19 protein-coding genes are annotated in these 19,153 nt (G+C 61.4%); 4 read left to right on the top strand and 15 right to left on the bottom strand.

Going from position 1 to position 19,153, the window contains the following annotated elements; genetic code table 11:
* Position 1: 1 nt before the first annotated feature.
* The 11 genes from ACWHYV_RS03695 to ACWHYV_RS03645 form a co-directional block, all read right to left on the bottom strand.
* The gene (locus ACWHYV_RS03695; protein ID WP_447979308.1) at positions 2–1,117 is read right to left on the bottom strand and encodes an NAD-dependent epimerase/dehydratase family protein; all 1,116 of its coding nucleotides are present in this window, start codon (positions 1,115–1,117) and stop codon (positions 2–4) included.
* Positions 1,114–1,935, bottom strand: coding sequence for a glucose-1-phosphate cytidylyltransferase (rfbF, locus tag ACWHYV_RS03690; RefSeq protein WP_447979307.1), 822 nt, complete (start codon positions 1,933–1,935; stop codon positions 1,114–1,116). Before rfbF ends, ACWHYV_RS03695 begins: the two co-directional genes overlap by 4 nt.
* Before the next feature lie 219 nt (positions 1,936–2,154).
* Positions 2,155–3,006, bottom strand: a complete 852-nt coding sequence (locus ACWHYV_RS03685) for a glucosamine inositolphosphorylceramide transferase family protein (RefSeq protein WP_447979306.1) — start codon at positions 3,004–3,006, stop codon at positions 2,155–2,157.
* Positions 3,007–3,193: 187 nt separating this feature from the next.
* Positions 3,194–3,976 carry an ABC transporter permease gene (locus ACWHYV_RS03680; RefSeq protein WP_447979305.1) on the bottom strand — a complete coding sequence of 261 codons (783 nt, stop codon included), beginning with the start codon at positions 3,974–3,976 and terminating at the stop codon, positions 3,194–3,196.
* Between the two features lie 146 nt (positions 3,977–4,122).
* A complete protein-coding gene (locus ACWHYV_RS03675) occupies positions 4,123–5,373 on the bottom strand; it encodes an ABC transporter ATP-binding protein (RefSeq protein WP_447979304.1) in 1,251 nt (416 codons plus the stop codon).
* A 95-nt stretch (positions 5,374–5,468) separates the two neighbouring features.
* Positions 5,469–6,761: a hypothetical protein gene (locus ACWHYV_RS03670; RefSeq protein WP_447979303.1), complete on the bottom strand. Its 1,293-nt coding sequence runs from the start codon at positions 6,759–6,761 to the stop codon at positions 5,469–5,471.
* A complete protein-coding gene (locus tag ACWHYV_RS03665; protein WP_447979302.1) occupies positions 6,739–7,356 on the bottom strand; it encodes a polysaccharide biosynthesis/export family protein in 618 nt (205 codons plus the stop codon). The genes ACWHYV_RS03670 and ACWHYV_RS03665 overlap by 23 nt, the downstream gene beginning before the upstream one ends.
* Positions 7,357–7,380: 24 nt before the next feature.
* The gene (locus ACWHYV_RS03660) at positions 7,381–8,139 is read right to left on the bottom strand and encodes a polysaccharide biosynthesis/export family protein (RefSeq protein WP_447979301.1); all 759 of its coding nucleotides are present in this window, start codon (positions 8,137–8,139) and stop codon (positions 7,381–7,383) included.
* A 409-nt stretch (positions 8,140–8,548) separates the two neighbouring features.
* Positions 8,549–8,761: a hypothetical protein gene (locus tag ACWHYV_RS03655; protein WP_447979300.1), complete on the bottom strand. Its 213-nt coding sequence runs from the start codon at positions 8,759–8,761 to the stop codon at positions 8,549–8,551.
* A 95-nt stretch (positions 8,762–8,856) separates the two neighbouring features.
* Positions 8,857–9,432: a transcription termination/antitermination protein NusG gene (gene nusG, locus ACWHYV_RS03650; protein WP_447979299.1), complete on the bottom strand. Its 576-nt coding sequence runs from the start codon at positions 9,430–9,432 to the stop codon at positions 8,857–8,859.
* A gap of 299 nt (positions 9,433–9,731) precedes the next feature.
* Positions 9,732–10,232 (bottom strand): diguanylate cyclase domain-containing protein, encoded by a 501-nt coding sequence (locus tag ACWHYV_RS03645; protein WP_447979298.1) that lies wholly within the window; start codon positions 10,230–10,232, stop codon positions 9,732–9,734.
* A gap of 596 nt (positions 10,233–10,828) precedes the next feature.
* Between ACWHYV_RS03645 and ACWHYV_RS03640 the strand changes: the two genes are divergently transcribed.
* A complete protein-coding gene (locus tag ACWHYV_RS03640; protein WP_447979297.1) occupies positions 10,829–11,356 on the top strand; it encodes a UpxY family transcription antiterminator in 528 nt (175 codons plus the stop codon).
* Between the two features lie 196 nt (positions 11,357–11,552).
* Here ACWHYV_RS03640 and ACWHYV_RS03635 read toward each other — a convergent pair whose 3' ends face one another.
* Entirely contained in the window at positions 11,553–12,089 is a 537-nt protein-coding gene (locus ACWHYV_RS03635; protein ID WP_447980682.1) for a transcription termination/antitermination NusG family protein, read from the bottom strand.
* A 451-nt stretch (positions 12,090–12,540) separates the two neighbouring features.
* Here ACWHYV_RS03635 and ACWHYV_RS03630 point away from each other — a divergent pair, with 451 nt between their 5' ends.
* Entirely contained in the window at positions 12,541–13,551 is a 1,011-nt protein-coding gene (locus ACWHYV_RS03630) for a hypothetical protein (RefSeq protein ID WP_447979296.1), read from the top strand.
* A gap of 118 nt (positions 13,552–13,669) precedes the next feature.
* Here the strand turns inward: ACWHYV_RS03630 and ACWHYV_RS03625 are convergent, their stop codons facing one another.
* A complete protein-coding gene (locus ACWHYV_RS03625; RefSeq protein ID WP_447979295.1) occupies positions 13,670–14,080 on the bottom strand; it encodes a hypothetical protein in 411 nt (136 codons plus the stop codon).
* A gap of 368 nt (positions 14,081–14,448) precedes the next feature.
* On the opposite strand from ACWHYV_RS03625, the gene ACWHYV_RS03620 reads away from it, so the two are divergent.
* Together ACWHYV_RS03620 and ACWHYV_RS03615 are read left to right on the top strand one after the other, a co-directional pair.
* Positions 14,449–14,766 carry a hypothetical protein gene (locus ACWHYV_RS03620; RefSeq protein WP_447979294.1) on the top strand — a complete coding sequence of 106 codons (318 nt, stop codon included), beginning with the start codon at positions 14,449–14,451 and terminating at the stop codon, positions 14,764–14,766.
* A 58-nt stretch (positions 14,767–14,824) separates the two neighbouring features.
* Positions 14,825–15,226 (top strand): DUF6496 domain-containing protein, encoded by a 402-nt coding sequence (locus tag ACWHYV_RS03615; protein ID WP_447979293.1) that lies wholly within the window; start codon positions 14,825–14,827, stop codon positions 15,224–15,226.
* Positions 15,227–15,391: 165 nt separating this feature from the next.
* On the opposite strand, the gene ACWHYV_RS03610 is transcribed toward ACWHYV_RS03615, so the two are convergent.
* Together ACWHYV_RS03610 and ACWHYV_RS03605 are read right to left on the bottom strand one after the other, a co-directional pair.
* A complete protein-coding gene (locus tag ACWHYV_RS03610) occupies positions 15,392–17,038 on the bottom strand; it encodes a tetratricopeptide repeat protein (RefSeq protein ID WP_447979292.1) in 1,647 nt (548 codons plus the stop codon).
* 20 nt (positions 17,039–17,058) lie between these two features.
* Positions 17,059–19,149 carry a CHASE2 domain-containing protein gene (locus ACWHYV_RS03605; RefSeq protein ID WP_447979291.1) on the bottom strand — a complete coding sequence of 697 codons (2,091 nt, stop codon included), beginning with the start codon at positions 19,147–19,149 and terminating at the stop codon, positions 17,059–17,061.
* Between the last annotated feature and the right edge of the window lie 4 nt (positions 19,150–19,153).

Genomic DNA, 19,153 nt, shown 5'->3' with positions numbered 1-19,153 from the left:
GCTACGCCTCCACCGGAGCTGCCCATTGCACCCCAGCCGGCTTCAAGGCGGAAGCCGTCCGGCTGGGACGAGGCGTCGCCCACTCGAGGGTGTCGGTCAGATGCCCCGCCGCTTTCAATTCCCGCAGCGCATTCAGCCGCATGTACGATGAGCTGCGGAATCGCGCATCTCGGAAGCCCATCGCCTCCAACCCGTCCCTCAGCTCGGTGATGACCGTCAACAGATCCCGCTCTGGGAGAAAGCCGTCTGCCAACGTCGTAAACTTCTGAAAACTGACGCGATAGGACCGCTTATCCGACGGCGCGCTTCGGTTGACGGACGTTTCAACGCCCGGGATGGCTTTGGAAACCGCGTCCGCTAATTCCTTGACTTGGTAGTTCCAGCCGTCGCTGCCGGCGTTGACCGTCAAGCTCGCCCCCCCGGCGTTCGGCTCCCGCTGCACCGCCCAATCGATTGCCCGCGCCATGTCGTCGATATGGATGAGGGGGCGCCACGGCGTCCCATCACTCAACACTTCAATGCGCCCGGTTGCCACCGCATTCGCCACAAAATCGTTCAGGACGAGGTCGAGGCGAAGTCGATCGCTCATGCCGCACGCGGTGGCAAAACGCAAACACGTGACGGTGAACCGCCCGTCGCCGAGCTCCGCCAGGTCGTGCTCTGCACTGACTTTCGATCGTGAGTAGGCCGTCAACGGGTTGACCGGCGACCTCTCCGTTCGCGGGCCTTCTTCGGCGCAGCCGTACACGCTGCAGCTCGACGCAAACACGAATCCTTTGGCCCCCGCCTCCTTCGCCTCGACGGCCAACCGCACCGCGGCGTAGTGATTGATGTGATGCGTGACCGCCTCGAACACCGCCCCCATCGGATCATTGGAGATGGCCGCAAGATACACGACGACGTCGACTCCACGGATGATCTCCGGGGAGACGCTCCGGACGTCGCAGAAGTACTGCAGGTCCACCTGGCACTCGGGCAGTATGGCGGACGCTGTCAAGCAGTGTGCGAAATAGCCCATGTCGAGGCCGATGAGAGTCGCGCCCGGATAGGAGCGGCGCAAACGACGCACAACCGACGGCCCGATGTATCCCATGTTGCCGGTGATGAGGATCCTCATATGGCAGCCCCCTGTACGCGATTCGATTGTCCACCCGACGCCGCGGGGCACCATTGCTTCCACGGAGCCTTTTCTGAATTCCAGAGCTCCTCGAGGTACTGTTTTTCCTTCAGCGTGTCCATGCACGACCAGAATCCGGAGTGCCGATATCCGACGAGCTGGCCGTCCTGAGCCAAGCGTTCCACGGGTTCCCGTTCCCAAATCGTCTCGTCGTTCCGTACGTACCGGATCGCGGCGGCATTGAGGACGAAAAATCCGCCGTTGATCCACCCTTCAGCCGCTTGAGGCTTTTCGTAAAATTCCGTGATGAGGTCGCCGCAGAAGCCGATGCGGCCGAATCGGGCCGGGGATCTGACCGTGGTCACGGTCGCCAGCTTCCCATGCGCGCGATGGAACCGCAGGAGCGCCGAGACATCCACATCCGCGACCCCATCTCCGTAGGTAAAGCAAAACGTCTCATCGTGCTGCAGCCACGGCTCGAGCCGCTTCAGGCGACCGCCGGTTTGCGTCTGAAGACCCGTATCGACCAGGTGGACCTTCCACCTCGGGTGGTTTCCGTTGTGGATTCGCGTCTCGCCTGATCCCAAATCCACCGAGATATCGTTGTTGATCGCAAAATAGTTCAGGAAGTATTGCTTGATCACTTCGCCCTTGTACCCAACGGCAATGATGAACTCCTCGATGCCGTGCGCGGCATAGATGTTCATGATGTGCCAGAGAATCGGCCTCCCCCCGATCTCGACCATCGGTTTTGGGCGTAGGGTTGTCTCTTCGGAGAGCCGCGTGCCAAAGCCGCCGGCAAGGATGACTGCTTTCATGAGCCACGCCTCCGCGCGAAAGGTGAGGGTGAACCTGCCGAAAAAGACCGCCGCTCGACACCGCCGACGCGCCCCATGGGCCTGTGCCGGCAAAGAGACGGATCGCCAGCCCACCAGCGGGTGGCGACCGTCTTGTTGAAGGGGACGGGAGATCTGAAGGAGAGTCTTGACGTCCGCGCGATCGGGCGGCAAGGCCAGTCTGCTGAAAACGAGGAACCGTTATACGGGCTTGGGGACTCGCCTCCAGCCATCCACGCAGGCGATCCACTTGCCACCCGGGAGTGCATGTGCGTCGACGTGATGCATCCCGATGGCGTTCCATCCCACCCCCGTCGGTCTCAGCACGGGCTTTCGGGACAGAGGTCGTTCTCTGTAGTCTCGGGCGGTCAGCATAGTGATCTCAAAGGCACGGACCTGCCTCCCGTAGATCGGATGGCAATCCTGAGCGTACCGGACCACGGAGCCGTTCGTGACGATCAACCTTCCGGCCGGTCTCGCGATGTGAGGATCACCATTGATCACGGGGCTAGACGGATGCTCGTTCCAGGGCCCGAGCAAGTGGTCGGCAGAGAAGAGGTGGAGCCTCTCGGCTCGGCGGGGTGCAGCGCCCAGGCTGGCAAAGAGCCACCACCTGTCGTTGAAACGGACGATGGACGGATCCGCAAACTCCCCTCCATCCACCAAGGTCGCAACGTAGACCCAGCGAGAAGGAAATGGAGCCGCCTTGTACAGCCGGACGGACCGCGTCTGGTGGCACTCCGGCGTCATGTAATATTCCCCCGCCCATTCGAACACGTAGGGGTAACTCAAGTGAAACGGTTCATCGAGGACAATGTGTTGATACGCCCACTGAACTGCGTTCGCGCTGTGCGCGAAGCCTATTCTTCCCCTCCCCCCGCGCCGGTCCTGATCCATGACTTCGAAGAACAGATACCAGGCGTGATCCACCTCCAACATGAAGGGGTCGGCGACATAGGCAGCGGGCACGTCAGACACATCCCGATGCGTTAGGATGGGGTTGCTGACGTGCTCAAATGCGTCAAGCTGATGAGGTGAAGGGCCGGAGTACACACCGATGGCCCATTCATCCAGGCCTCCCGGGTCTGTAGGAAGCCATGGGTGTCTTATTCTAGAAAGACACCGTCGTACGATCCGCCTGAATCTCGCTCCCGTCAACTTGGCACCAGGGGCTTTCTCTGTCATGGAACGATTGCGACGGCCACATGGGAAGCTAAGCCCGGCGGGACTCCATGTTCGCCTAGATCACATCGGCAAACGTCTTTTCCACTCGACGGAAGTACAGGGCGCCTGTCACGAGAAGCCCTACCGCGGCGAGAGTGGAGACGATGATGATGGGGCCGGGCTGCGTGTCTGTGCCGACCAAGGCCCAGCGAAAGCCTTCCACGACGCCGGCCATCGGGTTAAGCCCATACCAGGCGCGCCATGCCTCCGGGATCAGGCTGCTGGGATAGGCGATAGGGGTAGCAAAAAGCCAGAACTGCGTCAGGAACGGCAGGGTATAGCGAACGTCCCGATACTGCACATTCAGGGCGGACAGCCACAAGCCGACGCTGAGAGCGGTGGCAATGGCAAGCAAGACCAAGCATGGCAAGGCCCAAACGGCTGGCGTGGGTGTGATTCCATAGTACGCCATCATCCCGAGAAGAAGGAGCAGCGCGATGCCAAAATCCACCAACCCGGCCAGCACCGCTGATACCGGAACGATCAACCGCGGGAAATAGACCTTTGTAATGAGTTGCTTATTGGTGATCAGGCTGTTGCCCGATTCCGTGAGTGCAAAGGCAAACAGTTGCCAGGGCAGCAGCGCGGCCAACGCAAATATGGGATAGGGAACCCCGTCGGACGGCATCCCCGCGAGTCTCCCGAAAAACACCGTGAACACCGCCATCGTCAGGAGCGGCTGCAATACGGCCCACGCCGCGCCCAGCGCGGTCTGCTTGTACCTTACTTTTATGTCCCGCCAGCACAGGAAGTACAGCAGCTCGCGATATTCCCAGAGCTCCCTCAACTTCAACGCCACCCAGCCTCGTGATGGAGCGATCGTGATGACCGGGATCTCACCCGATGAGTCACCAACCCATGCCTGGCTGATTCCAATGTCGCATGCCTCTCCTACCCGAACCGGCTTGTCCACTCCCGTCAACAAAGAACTCCCTCCTTGATTGCTCATTTGTCTTGCCACTCAACGTCCTCTATAAAGGTACATTCGCCTGGCTCCCATGGATATATTTCCCGATGGAACCCATCCATGACGACCTCAAATGGGCATATCCCCGTGAGCGTTTGCCAGTGCACTCTCGAGCCCGCATCGCCAAGAAAGGTGGTCAACGTATAACTCCCTTTGTAAATTCTCGCCTTGGGGACCACGCATCGTAGCGAGACTGCTCCGGCCCTCGACCATGGCTGCCCTGTACCAAATATCCAGGGATGCATGATTGGCTTCATCTGAGAATCTACAATCTGAAATGAAAACCCCGCCGATTTGGGCTTTTCTTCAAAATAGAGCTCGAACTCGAAACTGAGCGGCTCCCCCCAGCGGTGTATCTGATTGGGCTCAGAGGTAACCACGCGCGCCTTCTTCACTCCCGTTTTCGCATCTCTGGCCACATAGTCAGTGCGTTCTGGGCTGCTCACCATGGCCCTGTACTGCGCCAAGGCCTCGGTCGTGTCGCCATTGAACATGATCCGTCCTTGATCAACCACCAATGCTCTTTTCGTGAGGACCGACACCGCCTCCAAATTATGGCTCACGAGCAGGACGGTCCTTCCTTCTTGTGCAACGTCCCTCATCTTGCCGAGACACTTCTCCTGAAACGTGAGATCGCCCACGGAGAGCACTTCATCAACGATCAAAATCTCCGGCTCGAGATGTGCGGCAACGGCGAAAGCGAGCCGCAGGTACATTCCGCTGGAGTAACGCTTGACCGGCGTGTCGACGAATTTGTCGATTTCGGCAAATGCCACAATCTCGTCCAGCTTCCTCTCGATTTCCATCCTCCGCATTCCCAGGATGGCACCGTTGAGGAACACGTTCTCCCGCCCGGTCAGTTCAGGGTGAAATCCTGTACCAACCTCCAACAGCGACCCCACTCGACCGTAAATCTTGGCTTCACCTTCGGTCGGCTCCGTGATCCGCGACAGGATCTTGAGCAGCGTACTCTTGCCGGCCCCGTTGCGACCGATAATGCCGACCACTTCCCCCCATTTGATTTCGAAGGAAACGTTCTCCAGCGCCCAGATCGTCTCGTAACCCGAGTTCCGGCCTCCCGGGGTTAAACTCGATTGCTCTCTCACCTTGTTGACAATTCGGCGGCCCCATTCCGCTACTGCGTCTCGCAACGTGTAATAGCCCTGCTGGCGAGCACCGATTTGGTAACGTTTGCTCAACTGTTGGGCCCGGATGGCAATGCTAGGCATAGGCAAGACCCGATCGGGTATCGTTGTTCGTGCTTCTCGGAAATATCTGCCGGAACGTCACGCTCGAGCCGAGAGGAGCGAACGGTCCGATGGTGCTATCGCCACACCCCGGTCACGGACAGCATCACGACGTTACGGTCGACCTGATAGGTATCGCCGAGCCCACTGATCGCAAAGCTGGTATAGGCGTAGGAGAGGGAGGTGACGATATTCTTTGTGGCTTGGTACGTGAAGAGCAGCGACACGCGATAGGAGGTATACGTTCTCAAATCGACGGGGGCTGTTTGATTGACGGCGTAGTTTGCGCTTCCGGTAAAGATCAGGAGCTTCGAGAGCTTCCTGTCAACGGACACGCCGCCCGACGTACTGACCAAGGCCCCGCCCGTACTGATGCCCGTCCCGAAGAACGCCGGTGCGATTTCTCTGGACACCGCGGCCCGCAGGTGAGTGGATGCATCATATTCGGCGGTGACGGCCACGCTGCCGGTAAAATAGACGCGGTCGCCCTCTTCCAAGTGTGTGGCCCCTCCGGTCAGCGTGGCGGTCCAGTCGCGCGCCAATCGCGCGTACTCCGCCGCGACGCCGCGCGCGGTGAATCCAGCGCTGAGACCAGCTCCGGACAGGGACATTTCGGTAGTCCTGTAGTTCAAGCTGACGTGGTCGGCGCGGGTCAATCGATATGCAGACCCCACGGACCAATCGTGCAGGTTGGTGCTGAAAAAGGCCAATGAGCCGCCGGGATCGGCGAGCGTCGACCCGACCCGAAAGAGCGAAAACGAATAATCGCCGCGGAGACTGAGTCGTCGGGTCACGGGCAGCGACCCCCGCGCGGATGCCGCGTTCGTGTAAGTATTGGCCCGGGCTGCCTGGATACCACGCACCAACAAATCAGAACGCTGCGCGGTGGGCTCGGGTTGTGTTCCGGTCAAGAACGCCGGCGGCTCGGGCGTAAAACGGAAGGAGTCCGAGATCTGGAGCGAAGCCCCTCGAACGTACTGTTGCACCCACCCGTCCAGATTCGAATAGAGGCGCACGTTCGTCGAGACGAAATTGAGCTCCGGGTTGTTGACGAAATGGTTCCCGCTTACCTGGGCCTTGATCGTCGTGTCCGCCTGGTGGAACTTGTTCAAGATTTGCACTTCAGGGGTGACGGAGGTCGTGAAATCCCAGAGGCGCCGGCCCGGCAGCCGCGCTTCAGGTACACGAAACACGTTGGTGTCGTACCGTTCCGAGAAGGTCACCGACGGGATGATCTGGGTTTCTGCACCGGCGTCCGGAACCTGGAAATCCGGATGATGTGAGAGGCCCTCGAGCAGCAGGAGCGCGAGCACGCAGAGCCGGTAGCGATCTGACCATCGAACCCCGTCATGGCACGACAACCGTGTCACCGGACTTCAGCACGAAATTGCCCGGCTGACCCTGGCCCGCCAGCAGATCGTCATACCGGACCGGAATCCGAATTTCATGGAGTCGGCCGTCCCCGTTCGGGCTGTTGCGCACGACCTGGAGCCGGTTCTTCTTGGCAAATTCGGTGAAGCCCCCTGCCATGGAGATGGCCTGCAGCAGCGTCGTATAGGATTTGAGGTGATACTTGCCAGGCTTCGAGACCTCGCCCAAGACGAAGATCGAGTAACTGTTGATCTCCTTGACGCTTACAGACACGGCGGGATTCGCGACGAACGGGGCAAGGCTCTCCGCGATTCGTTTCGCCAACGCGTTCGCCGTCAACCCGGCCGCCTGGACGTCGCCGATGATCGGCATCGAAATGAGGCCGTCCGGACGGATCACCGTCGTTCGGGAGAGCTCCTGGTTCTTCCAGATCGTGATCTCCAGAAGGTCCTCGGGGCCCAGCAGGAACTCACCCGGATCGTCGTAGCTCTGCTCGTAGGTGACCTGTTGCAGGCAACCCGCCCCGCTCGAGAATGTAACGGTGACGATGACCGCGAGGAAGACCAGACGCAGGTGCGGGAGCTGGCGTGGCATACCTTGGACCTCTCGCTCCGGACGCTACCGGCCTGGGAATACCACCATGGCCTCGCTCGGAACGACGACCGTATCGCCGGCGCGCAACTCGATATTCTGCGTCACGCCTCCACGCAGGACGATGTCGTCATAGCTGGCTTTCAGCATCTGCTCGGCGTTCCCATTCTCTCCTTGCCGGAAGACGACGACCTGGTTACGCGCCGCGATCGGAGTGAAGCCGCCGGCGATCGTGATGCCCTGCAGGAGCGTCGTCTTGCTCTTGAGCGGGTACTTTCCCGGCCTGGCGACCTCGCCCAACAAGAAGATGCTGTAACTGTTCACTTCGCGCACCATGATCGCAATGGCCGGGTTCTGAACGTACCCCTTCAGCTTCATCGTGAGCTCGTCGGCGAGCTGCCCGGGCGTCCTCCCCACCGCGATGACGTCCCCGATGATCGGGAGCGAAATCTTTCCGTCCGGCCGCACCTGCACGGTTTTCGAGAGATCCTGGTTGCGCCAGACCGTGATCTCGAGGATGTCCTCGGCGCCGATGATGTACTCCTTGGTCACCGTGTTCGCGAGCTTCTCCATGACCTGCGCCTGGCTCGGGCCGGGCAGCATGGCGGTGGTCAAGCCCTCCTTCGCGGTCCCATCACGGCCGGCTTCGACGCGGTTGACGTACGGAGCCGTCGTATTCGACGAGACGAGCGGCCCCGCGGGCTTGGGGCCGGGCTCGGAAAAGGCGGTCAACGCTCCAAGGACAACGGAGCCTCCTACCGTAATCATCCCCACAGAGTATTTCATGGCGATGGGCGACCTCCCGTTTTCAGGTCCTGGGGCCCTGAAAACTGCATGAGCGATTTCAGAACGCACGACTCCAGAGATGGACACCACTCGACCGTCGTTGAGGCTGGAGGCGCCACATCCCTCCGCGCTGGATCATCTCCATGCGCGGCTTCGTGATGAGTGACCCGGTACCCAGTCAGAGAGACTCACGCGGAGTGCCGAGAACGGACTCCACACGCGAGCGGGGCGACGATGGGATGGAGAAGTGAACGAGAGTGACGAGGATACAGCTTCGCCGTGTGAATCACATCCCTGAGCCGTCGGCTCGGGGCGTGAGCGTGACTATAAAAAGGTCCCACCAGTCAGGCAAGGTAAAAAAATCTGATTTTGCTGTCGGCCTGTCATCCCACAGAGATCACCTTAGGATTCATCCTCCGTTGTACGGAACTGATCCCCGCTGTGGGATGACGAGGTAGTGCTCACCGATTCGACACTTGGTCCATGGGACGCGGATCACAGATCCCGCCTTGCTGATCAACTCCACAGTCACGCGGCGCGACCTCGGGTTCACGAGCAGTCGGTTGACGTAGCCCCATTCTTCTCCTGTCGGCTTTTTCGCAATCCAGGGCTCGACGTCCATGGCCTTCTCCTTCCTTCACGCGGAGCGTGCGAGCGCTCCGTGTGTCAGGCTCTCGCCGTCGACTCACATGGCCCTGTCGGTTCGAGGGCTCGCGTTCATCCTGGAGCGTGCAGGTAGGAGAGTGAGCCCGACTTGGAGGCGCCGCTCCCCGTCGCGCTCATCTCGTATGCGGGCCTGACATCCGCTGGATCGATCTCCACGGCCGCGGCCTGCCGGATCAATGGAATGCAGACGACGAGCTGATACCCGTCGGGCGTTTCCATGAGCGTGCCGCGGAGCCCCCGGAACGGCCCCCGGATCACGCTCACCCCCTTGTCGGTCTCGCGATAGGGGACGTGGTGGCGGTGCCCGTCGCTGGTCGCCAGCCGTTCGAGACTCACGAGCTGGTCCGGCGGCACCGGCTCGGGAGCTCCCCTTCCGCCGACGATGTCCATGACGCCGGGGGTGAGGAGAACCATCCGATATTGCTCAGAGGACACACGCGCGAAACAGTATCCCGGGAAGAGCGGCCACTCGATGGCCTTGTGGCGGTCCTTCCAGTGTTGGACGGTGCAGACGGTTGGAAGCAGCGGCCGTACGCCACGCTGTACCAGTCCATCCCTGACTACCTTTTCAGCACGGGAGTAGGTGCGAATTGCAAACCATTGCGGAGAACTCGTAGGCGCTCCCATCACGCACCTCCATTGCTCTGGGATTCACCAAAGGATCAGTGCCGAGGATGTGCCGGCCCGTCGCGCTCAATTACGCCATCGATCGCGAGCTCGACAGGAGACCATCACGAGAACATTCGTCTTGAAGCACTTCGGGGGAGGACGAGGACGACCAGGGCTTCGGCTACAGCTTCGCCCTTTGACTCACAGAGTCACGCAGGAAGAACGAGGTCCGGGGCGGCTTTATACGCGATGGCTCACGGAGGGACTATCAGGATGTGTCTCGTTTTGGCGTCCGCGAGGACATTACAACGATGCGACTAAGTGGGGCACCCGTCTCCAGGACCGGCGTCGCCGCCGGCCCCGAGCCCGATCGCCTGCATGAGGAGCGACCGCGAGGACCGATACCTATCTGTTGTGCCGGTCGCGATGCGGGCCGACACCGTCAGCGTGAGCTCGAGCGCGTTGATCTCCTGATCCACGGCTGCAGCCACGGCCGCGGCTTCCCCCTGGGTGGCGCCCGGCAGCATGATGACGAAACGGTCCGGGCCATAGCGGGCGAGCCGAGAGCCGGGCGGGAGAGGGACGCGCTGTGCCGCCGCCGCCATCCGTTTCACGCACTCATCTCCGGTCTGTTGACCATACTGCTTCACGAAGTCCGCCAGGCCCGGCACCATCAAGCTCACGATGGAAAAGACCGTGCCGTCCAAAGAGCACCACGTCTCGTCCAGCAGTCCGTGCAAGTAGCCTTCCGTCGGCAACCCGGTCAACGCATCGTATTCGTCCATGTTGACCGAAGGTCCGATGTCGCGCCGATGCATTCGCTCCTCGGAGGAAAAGATTGCTCGCGCCGGAATCCCTTCGGGAGAAGTGTAGCACCTGGCCCGGAAGCGTCCACCGCGGCATCGTTCACTCACCCATCCATCTGCCCCTCGGCTCACAGAATGCCGGCGACCGGGCCGTGCTGGACGAGTGAGACGCCGGAGAATCCGCGATGCGAACGCACACGTGAATTCACGTATCGGGCAATAGGAGAAAGAAGCCATGGGGCGGCTCCATCGGAAGAGGGCGGGTCTACACCCAGGATAGGGCCGTTCGGCCGTGATCATCGGATCGTCTCGGACGGAACAGGAGCGCGCCGGTGCCCCCACCCGAAATACCAGTATTTCACATCCCACTCCTGTAACCTCGTTGGAAGTCTCGCCTGAGGAATCTGGAAGCGCCAAACGCTGCGCTTCTGAAGGCCCGGAAGGCAGTCATGCCCGATGATCAGTGGAAAATCTTTAGGCCAAGACACGAGGGCCGTACTCCTACAGAAAGTTCATGGCTTCGCTGACTCCTCACGGTTGGCCTGCGGGGTACGCTCCGTGGCCTGTTCCTCTTGTACCAACCCTTCTTCGACTGAACAGAGGCCAACATGGAGTCCGGGCAACGTCCGGCGTGGTATGCGGTCCGAACACGCTCACGCGCCGAGAAGATCGTGCGTGAGCAGTTGACCAATCGAGGGATTGAAGCGCTGCTCCCGCTGGTCACGAGAATCAGCCAGTGGAAAGATCGCAGGAAGCGGATCGAATGGCCTCTGTTTCCGGGGTACTGTTTTGCCAAATTCGGCTCGGATCAGAAGCTCGGCGTGCTTCAGTCACCCGGTGTGGTGGAAATCATCGGCAGCGCGTCGGGTCGGCCGGAGCCGATTCCTGAGGCTGAAATCGTCGCGATTCAACGAGTGATGCAGTCCCGTCGAGAGTACGAATCCCATCCTCATCTCGAAGAGGGCATGGCAGTGGAAGTGATACGAGGTCCGCTCGCCGGCGTTCAAGGGAAGCTCGTGAGAAAGAGCGCAGGATGCCGCATCGTGATCTCCATCAATCTGATCCGTCAGGCCGCGTCCGTCGCCATCGATGCCGACGATGTCCGACCGGTCCGTCCCTTCGTGCACACCCCTTAGAGGGAAACAACGGCGGCCGAGCCATTCGGCAGACCCTCCTCCTCTATTATTTCTAATCTCGCCACACTTGGCTAGCAGCAGGACAAGCGTCTCACTCGATTCAAAACACGGAGGGGTATTCGCTGGAGTTTTTGGGACGAAACCCGCCCAAACCTGGAGCTGTCGGCCCCAGAGAATGCACGACCCGGATGGAAGCCTACGCCGACTCTTTCACCATGGCTACTGGTTTGACATGCGCCGGGTCGATCCTGGCGGCGATCGCCTTTCCTATCAAGGTCAGAGCCAGGACGAGAAGGTGCTCCTGTGCCTGTCTGACAAGCCTGCCTCGTATACCTTGAAGCGGCCCCCGCACGGCTTCCACGAGGAGGCCGCCTGCCCCGGGCACGAAGAGTTCATATCGCCCACACTGGTGGTTGATCCGCTTGAGTGCCTCCAGCTCCTCATCGACCGTGGAATCCTCGCCCTCATCGGCGGTCACGAGCCCCACGACCCCCGGAAGCTGGAGCACCTGCGTTTTCTCATCCTGACGCAGGCGCGCAAAGCAGAAGCCCGGGAATAAGGGGACCTCAAGGTCTTTTTCGCGACCTTTCCAGAAGCAGGTCCGCCGTATGATCGGCAGGACCTGGTCGATACCGCGGCTCGCGAGGGCATCCCTGACGATTTTCTCGTACCGCCGCTCAGTAGAAATCGCGAACCACTTCACCGCATCATCTGTGTTCTCCCTGTTTCGCATCCTCACATCTCCTCATCGCCGGCACGCGGTGAGAACTCAGCCCCCTCGTAGCAAGAGTAGGGAGGCCCGGTTCCCCCGCCTCTACGCCGTGACCGATCGGTCCCCGGACCCCACCCAGCCTGGCGGGAGGAGCATAGCTCCCGCAGGAGAGAATCCAATCGAGCAAGCTATGGATTTTCTGTCGAGCGCTTTTGTACGCGGTTTCCCGCCGCACGCCGACGTGACGTCGGCAAGGGCTCTGACAACCATCCTGCGGCGGCGCGGGCCTCGTCTCGACATGAGATCAGGAGGCAGGTATGTTCGCGATTCCGGCCGGACGGGACGAACAGCAGTCTGCTGGGGCCCGTTGTCGGCTGTGCTCGAAGATCGTCTGGAGGAGGTTGACCTTCACTCGGCTTGTGACTGTGCCGCGAACCAGTCCCGACGTCTGACGTCTATGGAGCGTGACGAGATGAGCGGCGGGGGCGTTCGGCCACACCCCTTCCCGAAGCATGGACGCATAGGGCGGAGTCAGCTCCAAGACCTGACCCGGCGGATCGTCTCGGCGTTCGGCGTCTGCGCGATCATACTGGGCATGTTCGAGGGACCGATCAGACCCGTGAAGGCGGAGATCCATGGCCCACCCGACCTCCGTTCCCCACCGGCCGCCGCTCGTTTTTCCCCGACCAATTGGCAAGCCGCAGCCCCAAAGCCACGGCCCGGGCTAAGCGACGAAGAGGAGGGACCAACCATCGAGCGCGTCTCCGGTGAAGACAAGGGGCCTCGGGTGCCGGAGCCCATGGTCTTCGACCTGGTCCGGCCGCTCGGCGCCCGACGCGGCGAGGCGGAAGCCAACACGCTGGGAATCGTGCCCCTGGCTCGGACCGCCGGGACCGTGGACGAAGCCCCGGATCCGCTTGGCCTGGTCCGGCCCAGTCCGGACGTCCAGGGCTTCGAATGGGCGCCGGAGGTCGAGTTTGTCGTCCGCGATGGGGTGGCCGTCGAATTGGAGCTCCCGTTGGAAAATGCGCGGCTCGAGGCCTACAAGGCCGCCGGCCAGCTCACGTTCGGGACGGCCTTCGAGGACCGGATGATCCATGGCCTGCAAACCATCGTGCAGTATGACATCGGACCAAAGGTGTGGACGACTTCGCTCTTGTATCTGCTGGCCGTCCGGATGGACCCCGTCTGGAGCGTGATGGCGATGGTGGGTGGACGTCGCGAAATCGGCGGGGACGTCGGGGCTCAACGGACGGAAGCGCTCACGAATGTGACGCTGTTCGCAGACGTGAGCGACCGAATGGTCCTGGGAGTCGAAACCAACGTCGGAAGGGTGATCAACGGCAGCTCAGCGGTGCTCGTCATGCCGCAGATCCATTATGAAGTGGATCCCCACTGGATGATCCAAGCCGGTATCGGTGTGCGGGTCACCCGGGATTTCACGCTCCCCGAGATCGGCTTTCGGCTGATACGGGAGTTTTAACCCGCATGATGCTCGGCGGTTCCTGGCGGAACCGCCAAGACGCCATCAGGGCTTGGCGCACGGAGCCGCAAGGAGCTGGAGACTTGCTTGAGGCTTGCTTGAAACGACCCGGGCGGCCTCAGTCGTTCCAATGTTTGTTGCCGCGGCCTTTCCCTCTGTTGCCCTTCCCTTTGTACTTCGCCTTGTGCTCGTCGTAGTAGAGGTACGGTTTGTCCGTATCAAGATCCAGCATCACGTACTCGGCTGAAGCCAGGACGATCGTCGGCGGGAGCGACATACCCACCTGCCATTGCCCTCCATTTAAATAGAAATAGGTTCCGGTGCTGACGTTCATGTACACACCGGCGGCAGGATAGTAATAGTAGTAGTAGCGGGTGCCGGCTTCCTTGGCTCGTCGTCCGTGAGCTGGCGCCCACGGCGGAGGTCCTCCTCCAGTTTTGATGGCCGGCCCACCTGCGGGTCGTTCTTGGACGGCAACGCATCCGGTCAGAAAGCAGCTGATCATGATGGCGGCCATAATCCTTGGCATAGGTCCCCCTTTGGTTCTCGCGAATGGATGAGAAGGCCTAAAGGACGCGTGATTGGCAAACCGCGTGCCTTTGGGCTCAAGAGGACGGACGGAGTCGAGCGGGTGAAGAGTGTCGCTGATGCCGTGACTTAGCGTGGCTCGGCGCAGACGCGTACGGCGGCGTTTCCAAGGGATTGCTTCAGAAGAACCTATTAATGGTCGAATTATGGTCGAAGCGGCTCCAAATTGTCGTGCCCCAGCCCATCATCGGAGCGCCTCGGTTGCTTGACCAGCGCGGCCGCTGTCCTCACGAGGCCGACAGCTCTCTCGTGCAATGCCCGATACTCGTTTGCCTCGAGGTGGGATAGTGTGAGTCTATGAGGCAGGGTGTGGACGTGTTGCGACGGATGCGAGTCAGCTTGCTTCTGCTGGCGCTCCTGCTGGTCCCTGTTCTGGGCGCGGGCCCGCCGCCCGGCGGGAATCAGCCGGACGTCGTGACGGGTATCTTGGAGCAGCTCGACCTGACGAGTTCGAAAGGCACCATCAGAACGGATTTGGGCAAACCGATTTTCTTTGAAGTCGCAAAGCCGGAGCTCTTCAAGGGGCTGACCGTGGGCGAGCGGGTCACCATTCAACTGGACGATCAAGGCCGAGCGATCAAAGTCATGGATGTCCCGGCGCCGGAGCTGAAACAGCCGTTACCTTGAGCTGGTAGCGGAGGAGAGCCCGCTTGGACGAGATGGAACCACACGCGGAGAGGTGACTATGCCGGAAAAGAACACGCTTCGACGTGCACGGAGCAAGAAACGGAAGGGCAAAAAGCCCACGACTCAAGCGGGCGAATTCGTCCGCGAGGAGATCCACCACGTCCGGAAGGGTAAGCATGGCGCTCGGTCCACCAAGCAGGCGATCGCGATCGGCCTGTCGAAGGCGCGGCGGGCGGGCGTGAAATTGGCCCCGCCCAAGAAAGGTACCGCGTCGGAGAAAACGCGCCGGAATGCTAAGCGCGCATTGCGAAAGGGCCAGCGGCGGTCGTCGAAGGTGTCTTACCGCAGATCCCGCGCGACGTCCACTGCCCTGAAGCGTGAGGGACGCGGCGCCGCATCCCGCAAGGCGCTGTCGCAGCAGGCCCGGCGGACCGCACGACGGCGGCGGAAGGCCGCGTAAGGGTCGACGCCCGCTCCCTGCGCCGGAAGCGCTTAAGAGAAAGTTGTCCTGCCTTAACGGCATCGCGCGTCTGGTATCGTTCCTCCCGAGGAATACCCCGGTTGTTCAAGGCGCGGCCCTGCCCGCACTTCCTTCGCCTCGCCGAAAGCTGACTCGGACAGACTCCTAGAAGCTGCCGCTGAGCGTGAGCGCGAGCACGCTTCGCTCGTAATTGAAGAGCGCGACATTGGAGCTGTCGCGGGTGTAGCTGTACTGAATCCCGGCCAGGAGATTGCCGGCCAGCGGCCGGGAGACGCCCGCGGTGACTATGTAGATGTTGTCCCGCCGCACGGTGCGCCCGCCCGGTGAAAACGAATTCGGATTGTCGTAGTTTTGCCGATAGTAATCGAAGGTCAGATCACCGGTGAGCGTCCAGACGGGCGGGAAGCGGACCCCCGACGAGAGACGATGCCCGGTGTACGCCCAGTCCGCATGACTTGGGGCAAGGGCAATGGCCGGCGAGCCGCCGCCGGTCCGGTCCGTGTCGTAGATGTACCCGACGCGCACGGCACCGGCATGGTCCGCGAAGTGATAGAACTGACTGACCCCGATCAGCCAGTTCTTGCCGTCCCGCGTCGAATTCAACGCGAAGCGATCGTCTTTGAAGTCCTTGTGCTGATACCCGAGCTGGACCTGCGTGAACCAACTCGTGCCCTCTCGCACGGAGAAGACGGGTCGCACCGCATGAGAGATCAGGAACGGGTCCCGTCCGACCGAGACGTAATCGAAGAGATAGTCGACCCGGGACTCAACCCGCCCCCACCGATGCTGGAGGTATAGGTTCGGGGTATGGTCTTGAACGTCGAACGCGCTCAGGGTGCGGTGAAAGCTTTGATAGAAGCTATAGCCGGTGCCGACGATCCACGTCTCGGTCTGCAGGGCGCGGTATTCGCCCCGAGCCGTGAGGACCGTCCGATAATCATCCTTGCGCGAAATCCCAGAGGCGCCACCGGGTGGCTGCACGCCCAGGGGGAGCAAGACGACGTTGGTATCGTACTGGACGCTCGTGCTGAACGTGAGATCCCATCGCTTGGGTCGTCCGGGGGTGACGCTTCCCCGCGGCACCGTCGGATCCAACCGCCGCCGCTCGGTGGCGCCGCCCCCTTCTCGAATCTGGACGAGATACTGGCGCGCCGATTGGGCGATGTCCGAAGTCGGTTCCGCCGCAATGGCGGTTTCGAACTCGACGGCGGCCTGTTCGTACCGGCCCCGGCCGTACTCGGCCACGCCGAGCTGGTAGTGTGACTCCGGCGAGAGCTCAGGGCTCAACCGCATGGCTTTCGTCAATGGTGCCTGCGCCTGCTCGAATTGACCGAGACGGATGTGCGCGAGGCCTTGAAAGTAATGGACGAGCGGATCGTTGGGCAAGGCGGCTTCGGCGACGGTCAGATTCGTGAGGGCCTCGCGGTACTTTTCTTGATAGTACTGAGCCATGGCAAGGCTCAATCGCACCCGTCCCGAGGAGGGATCGGCCTCGATGAGCCGTTCCAGGATCTGCTCCGCATGGAGATAACTGTGGGTCCGGATGAGCGCTTGCCCAAGGTAGTACCCGGCCTCGGGGTCGCCCGGCTTGGCATCCAGCGCCTGGGTGAACAGGGCCCTGGCCTCATCGTACCGTCCTTGATTGAACTTCAACATTCCCTTCGAGAAGGCCAGGTCGTATTGCTGAGGATTGGCGAGCTCGGCCTCTGCCGTCTGAGCCAGCACTGCGGCGGGCAGCGCCAGCACGAGTCGCAAGGCCAGACGGCCGGCCCACGCCAGAAGCAGGTTCATGGGATCTTGCTGGTTGAGCGTCACGTCTCCACGACCACCGAGCCCTCGTTCCGCTCGAGGCTCTCCAGACTATAGGCCAGCACCGGGACGCTCTTGCCCTTGACCGCCAGCGGCCCCAGACAGACCAACTTCACGTGTCCCAGATGCCCGCTGTTGGCGCCGGTATCCTCGGCATGGATCAGTTGCTTGACTCGATCGGCCGTGCCCTCCGAGATGATGATCGGCGCAGCGTAGGTACGACTGAGGCCTTCGATGCGAGCGGCGACATTGACCAGATCCCCGATGATCGTATAGTCCATCTTCTTCGACTCCGCGCCGATGTTGCCGACCACCGCGAGGCCGGTATTGATGCCGATGCCGTTGTCCAAGAACGGCTTGCCTTCGGACCGCCACTTTTCATGCAGCTCACGGAGCCGGCGTCTCATGTGCAGGGCGCACTTGATCGCCAACTCGGCGTGATTCGGTTGCTCCAAGGGAGCCCCCCAAAACACCATCAGCCCGTCACCCATGAACTTGTCCAGGGTGCCGTCCCAACGAAACACCACCTCCGTCATGGCGGTCAGATACTCGTTCAGTTGCTCGACGACCTCTTCCGCCGCTCGTTTCTCGCTGAACCCGGAGAAGCCCACGATGTCGGCGAAGAGGACCGTGACCTCCTTGCGCTCGCCGCCGAGCTTCATCTTGGCTGGAGACTTGATCAACTCGGCCACGATCTTCGGGCTGACATAGCGGGCGAACATCGCCCGTATTTCTCGGGCCTGTTTGTCCTTGGTCAAGAAATTGAGCACGGTCAAGACGACAAAGATCCCGGCAATGGTCGCCACGGGGGTCAGGACCGGCAGAAGCAGCCCGCCGTGCTGAAAGAGCATCTGGGCGCCGGCCGTCCACCCAGCCAGCAAGAGGGTCGCCAGCAGAATCCCGTGAAGGGGTGATCGCCGTGGCAACTGGGACGTCAACACGACGCCGAACACGACGATGACGATGATCTCGAGAGGCCTCCGCCACAGGGGCGTCTGCAGGAACTGACCGCGCAGCATGTTCTCGACGACCGTGGCATGGATTTCGACCGAAGAGACGTTGGCTGAAAAGGGGGTGACGTGGTCGCTGTACGTTGCCAAGGCGGAGGTCCCGACGAGAACCAGTTTATTGGCAAATACCTCGGCCGGGACGCGGCGGTGGAGCACATCCGTCGCGGAGAAGGTGGGAAACGTCCCTTCGGGGCCAAGGTAGTTGATGACCAGCCGAGCGCGTTGGTCGGTGGGGACGAACAGGCTTCCCACCTGGATACCGTCCCCGACGGCCAACGACATTTGTTCTCGTGGGACGCCTAGATAGAGACGCGCGATTTCCAATCCGAACGAGGGGTAATATCCATCCGCGTATCTCAGGGCCGGATAGTCGTACCGCGTGACGCCGTCCACGTCGGGCAAGCTATAGACATGACCGAGGCCGACACACGCGCCGGCCAGCGGCTCGACAGGGAGCATGACCTCCACGGCACGATACGGCTGCAGCTCATCCATGCTCCGGGCATGCCTGACGACCCGAAATTCGTGTTGCGTGAGCGTCGAGAGATCAGTGCGTCGGGACGCTGATTCCGTTTGATCGGACAGAAACGCATAAGGCAGCACCACGGTGCCGGCCCTTTGCAGACTCTCCGCGAGGACAAAGTCCGGAGTCGCGGTAAGGTCGGCCTCTACCTCATCAAGTAAAGCGCGGGGGACCTTCACCTGTTTCAGCTTTTCGAGGAACAAGGCCACTGGTGAGGGGAGCTGCGCGACCTCGGGCTCCGGATACAGGATATCGAGGCCGATCAACTTTGGTTCCCCTGCCGCCAGCACGTCGAGAAGCTGCGCCTGCCGGTCGCGGGGCCACGGCCAACGGCCCACTTCGGCCAAGCTTTTTTCATCAATACTGACGAGGATGATGTCCTGGCCGGGTGCCCGCTGGCCTCTCCACTTGAACTGAAGATCCGTCACGAAGTTCTCGAGCCGTGTCAGAGGCTGAGGGTCGAGCCACATGAGCAGCAGCATCAGGGTGACGACGGCAGCCCCCATCCCGGCGGCAAGATGCCGATGCCGAGACGACGGCCGTCCACTGTTCGTGGTCATCGAT

The organism is Candidatus Nitrospira bockiana, from assembly GCF_965152565.1.
This window is presented reverse-complemented; position numbering and strand designations above follow the sequence as displayed.